Below are 7,858 nucleotides of genomic sequence, written 5' to 3'. Positions count from 1 at the left end.
GGTCACACGACCGACGTGCCGTTGCGCTCAATGATGGCGGTCAGCCTCTGCGCCGTTTCAGAATCATGCCCACCAACGCAAGTCCGGCCATCAACAGGGAAATGCTTGCCGGTTCTGGGACCGGATTCAGCACCTGGGTCGAGCTGATATAGGCGGAAACACTCACATTCCTGCTTTCGTTCGAGTCGTTCGAAACGGTCACCGACAACGTCTTCTCGCCGGTGAATGAGAATCCATTATTGCCACTGATCAATTTCTGAAATGAATCATCGTCATATTGGCCAACCGTTGACGCGCTGAGGAGACTATTGACCATCGCCGTATTGACAAGGCTCGGGTCGACCGGAATGGTGGACGCCGCCGCGAGCTTGGCGTCTGCAACGATGGTCAGCTGAGTTTTGGCTGAGAGCATGAAGCTGGGATACCACCCCGTGTACGCGTAGGTGCCGGTACCCGAATGCGGTGGCGCCATCGAATCCAGCGATGAATTGACGAAAGTCGTCAGGCCAAGGCTGTTCAGGCTCGTGTTCACCAGCTCGATCTCACCTGTCTGATCCCCGCGGGTCAACGAGCGAGAGAAGCCTGTAAAGGGCACTGCGGTTTGCACGGACAGTTGATCCGTTATTCCCTCGGGCGTGGTTGTCCAGATCGTTGCGTCTGATGTACTCGTCTTTAACGTGAGGGAAGGTGAAATTCCGTCACCCARATCGAGGTCGATCAGCTCGAAGTGAAAGCCGCTCAACGAGGCGGTGGCTTGAATATCGGCTTGACACGACAGGCTCGCTGCCAAAAAGCCGCACACGGCAAGCATCCTTTTCATACAGGTCTCCTTTGAGCCTTTTCTGAAACTTGGAAGACGTTCTCGCATTTCGCCCGTAAAGCCCATCCCTAGTCATGCTGCTTAAGGCGTTAGGGACTGGCGGGCTCACCGCACGGAAGGACGCGACGGACGAGTTGCTGTGGGCATCCGTGCAACGTGGCCTTTTACTCGCGCATCGCGCAGTTGATCAGCGCATCGCCGCTGCCGGCGGCGAAACGCTGACCTCGCCGAGGCTGACGCGGGTGTCGATGCGGGCATCGGGCAGATCCCAGGGGGCGGCGAGCACCGGGTTCGGGCCGCAGCTGGTTCGGCAGGTCCAGGACGAACCGGCGCTGCTGCTCAAGCCGATGACATGGACGGCCGTGCGGGTCGCGAGCACGTCGCCCAGGGACGGCGAGCCGATGATGTCCTGGTGAATCTTGGACCCGATGACGGTGTGGAAGCTGCCGGCCAGCACGACGGCGCTGTGCGCGGGATGCCGGGCGAGGGCCGCGGTGACGGTGTCGGCCATGCCGCGGTCCTCCCGGGCCTGCACGAGCTTGGGATCGCTGGCGGGCGCGGAGGCAGCGGCATCGGAACTCCAGGGCTGCACCATGGCGATCAGCTCGACAGGTTGCCCCGCCTGGCGCCAGCGCCGCACCTGCTCCAGCAGCTTGAGCATCGCCACGCTGCTGCGTCCATCCTGCGTGGGCGCTGCYCAGTCCTCCTCGCGGAGCAGTGCGCGGACGTCATCGGCGCGGCCGGCCGATGCCAGGTAGCGGGCCAGCGCCGGCTGTTCAAGGCTGATTCGTTCCACCGCCAAGATGATGGGGCGATCAAGTGCCAGCAGGCCGCAGACCAGCCGGGCCACGAAGGCCGGCGATTGCTCGTTGCCATGGGTCTCGCCGATGAGGATGACCCGTTCGGTGATGCGGTCGAGCTGCAGCTGCGGATCGGTTTCGCAGTTGGGTGCGGCGGCGCGGGCCATCGCAGCGAGCAACCCAAGGGCCACGGTGAAAAGGGCCTTGAGCAGGGGCGAGTTCATTGAGGTCCGAGTTCGTGAACGGCGTCCGTGATGATCCCGTCGATGCCGTCGGCAATGAGTCGCTCGGCAGTCGCCGCGTCGTTGACCGTGTAGACCAGCGCCCGCCAGCCCCTGGCATGCAGGCGCTCGATCAGCGCGCGGTCCATCAGTCGGTAGTTGGTGATGACTGCGACGACGCCCAGCGATTCCGCCGTGTCCCACCAGCCGTCCCACAGCTTGTCGAGCAGCAGGGCGCGGGGCAGGGCGGGCTCGGCGCCGCGCGCTGCCATCAGGGCTTCGGGCTTGAAGCTGCTCAGCAGCGGTGGCAGCGCGCCGGCCCAGAGCCGCGCTGCCTCGTGCGCCACGGCCGCGCCGGTGCGGGCCTCCTCGCCGGGGCAGGGCTTGATCTCGACATTCAGCGCGCAGCCATTGGCCTGGCAGAAGGCGGCGATCTGCGCAAAGCGCGGCAGCGGTTCGGCGGCAAACGGGGGGCTGTGCCAGGCGCCGGCGTCGAGCCCGGCCAGTTGCGCCCAGTCTGCTGAAGCCGGCGAGCCCTGGCCGCTGGTCGTGCGGTCCAGCGTGTCGTCATGCAGCAGGAAGGCCTGGCCGTCGCGGCTGAGCTTGACGTCGCACTCGAAGGCCCGAAAGCCAAAGCCGGCGCCCATGCGGAAAGCCGCCAGCGTGTTCTCCGGCGCCAGCTTGCCGGCGCCGCGATGGRCCAGCCACAGCGGATAGGGCCAATGCGTCTTCACAGCCTTTGCCCCGTCTTGGCATCGAAGCGGTGCAGGTGCAAAGGGCTGAAAGCGAGGTGCAGCCAGTCGCCCGGCTGGGGTGAAGGCAGGGTGGCGTCCAGGCGCAGCGTGAAGGGCGTGCCGGCGCCCAGCTTGCCATAGACCAGGCGCTCGGCGCCCAGCATCTCGATCATCTCCACGCGCAGGGGCCAGCCCCGGTCGGCCAGGTGCGCATGCTCGGGGCGCAGGCCCAGCGTGAGTTCGCCTTCCAYGCCCGGCGGCACGTCGAGCTCGGCGCCGTCGATGTAGAACTGCCCGCCGTGCTGTCGGCCCGGCAGCAGGTTCATGGCCGGCGAGCCGATGAAGCTGGCGACGAAGGTCGAGGCCGGCTGGCCGTAGACCTCCTCGGGCGTGCCCATCTGCTCGATGCGGCCGCCGTTCATGACGATGATGCGCTGCGCCAGCGTCATGGCCTCGACCTGGTCGTGGGTGACGAACAGCGAGGTGACGCCCAGCTCGCGGTGCAGTTTCTGAATCTCCAGCCGTGTCTGCACGCGCAGCTTGGCGTCGAGGTTGGACAGCGGCTCGTCGAACAAGAAGACCTGCGGGTCGCGCACGATGGCGCGGCCCATGGCCACGCGCTGGCGCTGGCCGCCGGACAGTTCGCGCGGCTTGCGTTCCAGCAGATGGCTCAGCTCCAGGATCTTGGCGGCACGCTGCACGCGCTCGTCGATCTCGGCTTTGGGCATCTTGCGCAGCTTGAGGCCGTAGGCCATGTTCTGGCCGACGCTCATGTGCGGGTAGAGGGCGTAGTTCTGGAACACCATGGCGATGTCACGGTCCGCCGGCTCGACGTTGTTGACGACCCGAGAGCCGATGGCGATCTCGCCCTCGCTGACCTCCTCCAACCCCGCCACCATGCGCAGCAGCGTGGACTTGCCGCAGCCCGAGGGGCCGACGATGACGACGAACTCGCCGTCGTGGACCTCGGCATCCACGCCGTGGATGACCTGCACCGCCTTGGCGCCGTGGCCATAGCGTTTGAAGAGTTTGCGGATGGAGATGGCAGCCATTTATTTCTCTGTATCTACCAAACCTTTAACGAACCAGCGCTGCATCAGGATCACGACCAGCGCGGGCGGGATCATGGCGAGCAGGGCCGTGGCCATGACGAGGTTCCAGTCGTTGGCCGCCTCGCCGCCGCTGATCATGCGTTTGATGCCGATGACCACGGGGTACATGGACTCGTCGGTGGTCACCAGCAGCGGCCAGAGGTACTGGTTCCAGCCGTAGATGAACTGGATGACGAAGAGGGCGGCGATGCTGGTGGTGGACAGCGGCAGCAGCACGTCCTTGAAGAAGCGCAGCGGCGAGGCGCCGTCGATGCGCGAGGCTTCCACCAACTCGTCGGGCACCGTCAGGAAAAACTGGCGGAACAAAAAGGTGGCCGTGGCCGACGCAATCAGCGGCACGGTCAGGCCGGCATAGCTGTTGAGCATGTGCAGGTCGGCCACCACCTGGTAGGTGGGCCCGATGCGCACTTCCACCGGCAGCATCAGCGTCACGAAGATGGCCCAGAAGAACAGCTGGCGCAGCGGGAAGCGGAAGTAGACGATGGCAAAGGCCGACAGCAGCGAGATGGCGATCTTGCCGACGGCAATCACCATGGCCGTCACGAAGCTCACCCACATCATGCGGGCCACCGGCGCGCTGGAGCCCGAACCGGTGCCGCCGCCCAGGGCCGTCGCCATGTTGTCGAGCAGATGGCCGCCGGGCAGCAGCGGCATGGGTGCGTGGACGATGTCCTGGGCCGTGTGGGTGGCGGCGACGAAGGTGATGTAGAGCGGAAAGGCCACCACCACCACGCCTAGAGCCAGGATGGCGTGGGCCAGCCAGTCCAGCCAGGGTTTTCTTTCGACCATCAGAAGGTACCCAGAGGCTCGGCGTGACCGAGCAGACGGGACAGGCGGCCCCAATCGAGGCGCAAAGCACAGCCGTAGCTCGTGCTACGGCGAGCATTTGCAACGACGAGTGGGGGTGTCTGGGCTGGATGAGCGGGCATGTCGGGCCTTTGGGTACCTTCTCTAGTAGTTCACTTTCTTCTCGACGAAGCGGAACTGCAGGATGGTCAGGCTGACGACGATGACCATCAGCACCACGCTCTGCGCCGCCGAGCCACCCAGGTCCAGGGCCTTGAAGCCGTCGTGATAGACCTTGTAGACCAGGATGGCCGTCTCCTTGCCGGGGCCGCCTTGCGTGGCGGCGTCGACGATGCCGAAGGTGTCGAAGAAGGCGTAGACGATGTTGATCACCAACAGGAAGAAGCTGGTGGGCGAGAGCAGCGGGAAGGTCACGTCCCAGAAGCGCCGCCAGGGGCTGGCGCCGTCGATGGCGGCCGCCTCGATGAGCGAGCGCGGAATGGACTGCAGGCCGGCCAGGAAGAACAGGAAGTTGTAGGAGATCTGCTTCCACACCGCGGCCATGACGATCAGCGTCATGGCGTGGTCGGGGTTGAGCAGGTGGTTCCAGTCGTAGCCCAGGGCCCGCAGCCCATAGGCCACGATGCCGATGGACGGCGCGAACATGAASAGCCACAGCACGCCGGCGATGGCCGGCGCCACGGCATAGGGCCAGATCAGCAGGGTCTTGTAGATGCCCGCGCCGCGCACCACGCGGTTGGCCATGACGGCCAGCAGCAGAGAAATCGACAGGCCCAGCACCGCCACCAGCAAGGAGAAAACCGCCGTGGTCTTGAACGAGTCGAGATAGCTCGCGTCGGCCCACAGCGCCTTGAAGTTGTCCAGGCCAACCCATTCGGTTGACAGGCCGAAGGCATCCTGCTGCTGCAGCGACTGCAGCAGCGCCTGGGCCGCCGGCCAGAAGAAGAACACGCCGATGACCGCCGCCTGCGGCGCCAGCAGCAGCCACGGCAGCCAGYGGGAGCGGAAGACGACGCGTTTTTCTTGCGCCATGTCAGTGCCCGCTCGGCCGTCCGGAGGGCACTGGCGCCCCCTCGGGGGGCAGCGAGTATGGCGAGCGTGGGGGCCTCATCTCAGTTCAGAGCTTGGCCGTTCTAGCGAATTTTTCGAGCTGCTCGTTGCCGCGCTGAATGGCGGCATCGATACCTTCCTTCGCGGTCTTCTTGCCGGCCCAGATCAGCTCGAATTCCTCATCGACGATGGTGCGGATCTGCGGGTGGTTGCCCAGGCGCACGCCACGCGACTTGTCGGTGGTCTTGCGGATCATCTGGTTGACGGCCACGTCGCTGCCCGGGTTGGCCTTGTAGAAGCCGCTGGCCTCGGTAGCAACAAAGGCCGCCTTGGTGGCCGGCAGGTAGCCGGTGCGCTTGTGGCTTTCCGAGGCGACATCGGCCCGCGCCAGGTATTCGAAGAACTTGGCCACGCCCTTGTACTCGGCCGGCTTCTTGCCTGCCATCACCCAGAGGCTGGCGCCGCCGATGACGGTGTTCTGCGGTGCGCCGGGCACGTCCGGGTAGTAGGGCAGGGCGGTGATGCCGAAGGCGAACTTGGCGTTCTTCTTGATGTCGCCGTAGATGCTGGACGAGGCCGTGGTCATGGCGCACTCGCCCGACACGAAGGTGGCGTCGGACGTATTGCCGCGGCCTTTGTAGACGAAGAGCCCTTGCTTGGACATGTTGGCCAGGTTCTCGATGTGGCGCAGGTGCAGCGGCGTGTTGAAGGCCAGGCGTGCGTCCAGGCCGCCGAAGCCGTTGTTCTTGGTGGCGAACTCGACGTTATGCCAGGCCGAGAAGCTCTCCAGCTGCRTCCAGCTCATCCACGATGTGGTGAGGGGGCACTTGCTGCCGTTGGCCTTGAGCTTGGCGGCCGCCGAAGCCACCTCGGGCCAGCTCGTGGGCGGCTTGTCGACGCCGGCGGCCTTCAATGCGTCCTTGTTGTAGAAGAAGACCGTCGTCGAGCTGTTGAAGGGGAAGCTCAGCATCTGGCCGTTGGGAGCCGTGTAATAGCTGGCCACTGCGGGCACATAGGCGCTGGGGTCGAAGGGGACGCCGGCCTCCTTCATGATGTCCGCCACCGGCTTGATGGCCGCCTTGCTGGCCATCATGGTGGCCGTGCCGACCTCGAAGACCTGCAGGATGTGGGGTGCATTGCCGGCCCGGAAGGCGGCGATGGCCGCGGGCATGGACTCGTCGTAGGTGCCCTTGAAGGTGGGGATGACCTTGTAGTCCTTCTGGCTGGCGTTGAAGTCTTTGGCCAGGTCGTTGACCCATTCACCGCGCGCGCCGCCCATGGCGTGCCACCACTGGATCTCGGTCTGGGCCTGGGCCGGGCTGGCCAGGCCCAGGGCAGCGCCCAGCGCCATGACATAGGCGAACGACTTCATTGCAGTGTCTCCATGCGGTGTTTTGCGGGCCAGCATAGCGCCGCTTGATGAGCGACGAATGGCGGGCAAACACGGTGGCGCCCTGGGGGCAACCCCCCTCGGTTAGGATTCCAACCCTTGCCGCGAGGGGCCGTGGCCACAAGCCGGGTAGTCCTTGCCCGCCCTGCTGCCGACCCGAGCCGCTGCCCGCCCGAACCAGCCTGCGAAGGCTACTTTTCCGGTCACGCCGGTTGCCATGAACGCTCCGCATCCCCTGATGCCCACCGCTGAAGCGGCTGAGAGCGCAGCCCCCCGGTTGCGCGAGATTCCCTACAACTACACGTCGTTCTCCGACCGCGAGATCGTCATCCGCCTGCTGGGCTCCCGGGCCTGGGAGCTGCTGGACCAGTTGCGGTTAGAGCGTCGCACGGGCCGCTCCGCGCGCATGTTGTACGAGGTGCTGGGCGACATCTGGGTGGTGCAGCGCAACCCGTATCTGCAGGACGACCTGCTGGACAACCCTCGCCGCCGTGGCCAGCTGATCGAGGCCCTGCACCATCGCCTGGGCGAGGTGGAGAAGCGCCGTGACGCCGCTGCCGATGCGCAACGCGACGCGTCGGTCGGTGAGCTGCTGAAGGCGGCGCGTGGTGCAGTGGCCGAGTTCGCACTGATGTTTGAGCGCGTTGCTGAACTGCGCAAGCGCTCGGCCAAGAAGCTCGCCAAGCACACCGCCAAGGACAACATCAAGTTCGACGGCCTGTCGCGCGTGTCCCACGTGACGGACGCGACCGACTGGCGCGTCGAGTACCCCTTCGTCGTGCTGACGCCCGACACCGAGGCCGAGATGGCCGGCCTCGTGGGCGCCTGCTTCGAGCTGGGGCTGACCGTGATTCCGCGAGGCGGTGGCACGGGCTACACGGGCGGCGCGATTCCGCTGGTGTGGAACAGCGCCGTCATCAACAC

General features: G+C 65.6%; 8 protein-coding genes. 1 reads left to right on the top strand and 7 read right to left on the bottom strand.

Translation table 11 applies throughout. From position 1 onward, the window contains the following. Window positions 1–40: 40 nt before the first annotated feature. The 7 genes from AC1DU6_RS13875 to ugpB all read right to left on the bottom strand — a co-directional run bounded on the left by AC1DU6_RS13875 (window position 41) and on the right by ugpB (window position 6,916). Entirely contained in the window at window positions 41–820 is a 780-nt protein-coding gene (locus tag AC1DU6_RS13875) for a PEP-CTERM sorting domain-containing protein (protein ID WP_457323406.1), read from the bottom strand. A 187-nt stretch (window positions 821–1,007) separates the two neighbouring features. Continuing rightward, window positions 1,008–1,844, bottom strand: coding sequence for a hypothetical protein (locus AC1DU6_RS13870; RefSeq protein ID WP_477857801.1), 837 nt, complete (start codon window positions 1,842–1,844; stop codon window positions 1,008–1,010). Further along, window positions 1,841–2,575 carry a glycerophosphodiester phosphodiesterase gene (gene ugpQ, locus AC1DU6_RS13865; protein WP_477857799.1) on the bottom strand — a complete coding sequence of 245 codons (735 nt, stop codon included), beginning with the start codon at window positions 2,573–2,575 and terminating at the stop codon, window positions 1,841–1,843. Before ugpQ ends, AC1DU6_RS13870 begins: the two co-directional genes overlap by 4 nt. After that, on the bottom strand, window positions 2,572–3,627 hold the full coding sequence (locus tag AC1DU6_RS13860; RefSeq protein ID WP_477857797.1) for a sn-glycerol-3-phosphate import ATP-binding protein UgpC: 1,056 nt from the start codon (window positions 3,625–3,627) through the stop codon (window positions 2,572–2,574). Before AC1DU6_RS13860 ends, ugpQ begins: the two co-directional genes overlap by 4 nt. After that, complete coding sequence (gene ugpE / locus AC1DU6_RS13855; RefSeq protein ID WP_477857795.1) at window positions 3,628–4,476, bottom strand: sn-glycerol-3-phosphate ABC transporter permease UgpE; 849 nt, start codon at window positions 4,474–4,476, stop codon at window positions 3,628–3,630. Between the two features lie 162 nt (window positions 4,477–4,638). After that, the gene (gene ugpA, locus AC1DU6_RS13850; RefSeq protein ID WP_477857793.1) at window positions 4,639–5,526 is read right to left on the bottom strand and encodes a sn-glycerol-3-phosphate ABC transporter permease UgpA; all 888 of its coding nucleotides are present in this window, start codon (window positions 5,524–5,526) and stop codon (window positions 4,639–4,641) included. Between the two features lie 85 nt (window positions 5,527–5,611). Beyond that, window positions 5,612–6,916 carry a sn-glycerol-3-phosphate ABC transporter substrate-binding protein UgpB gene (gene ugpB / locus AC1DU6_RS13845; protein ID WP_477857792.1) on the bottom strand — a complete coding sequence of 435 codons (1,305 nt, stop codon included), beginning with the start codon at window positions 6,914–6,916 and terminating at the stop codon, window positions 5,612–5,614. 235 nt (window positions 6,917–7,151) lie between these two features. On the opposite strand from ugpB, the gene AC1DU6_RS13840 reads away from it, so the two are divergent. Further along, window positions 7,152–7,858: DUF3683 domain-containing protein (locus AC1DU6_RS13840; RefSeq protein WP_477857791.1), on the top strand; the 707-nt coding region annotated here is incomplete at its 3' end.

The organism is Roseateles sp. P5_B10, from assembly GCF_056400485.1.
The sequence above is the reverse complement of the archived record's forward strand: the minus strand, read 5'-3'. Positions and strand labels throughout refer to the sequence as shown.

Bases quoted from the DNA above. Each gene is read 5' to 3' on its own strand.
- ugpE (WP_477857795.1), bottom strand. From the start codon at position 4,476: ATGGTCGAAAGAAAACCCTGGCTGGACTGGCTGGCCCACGCCATCCTG.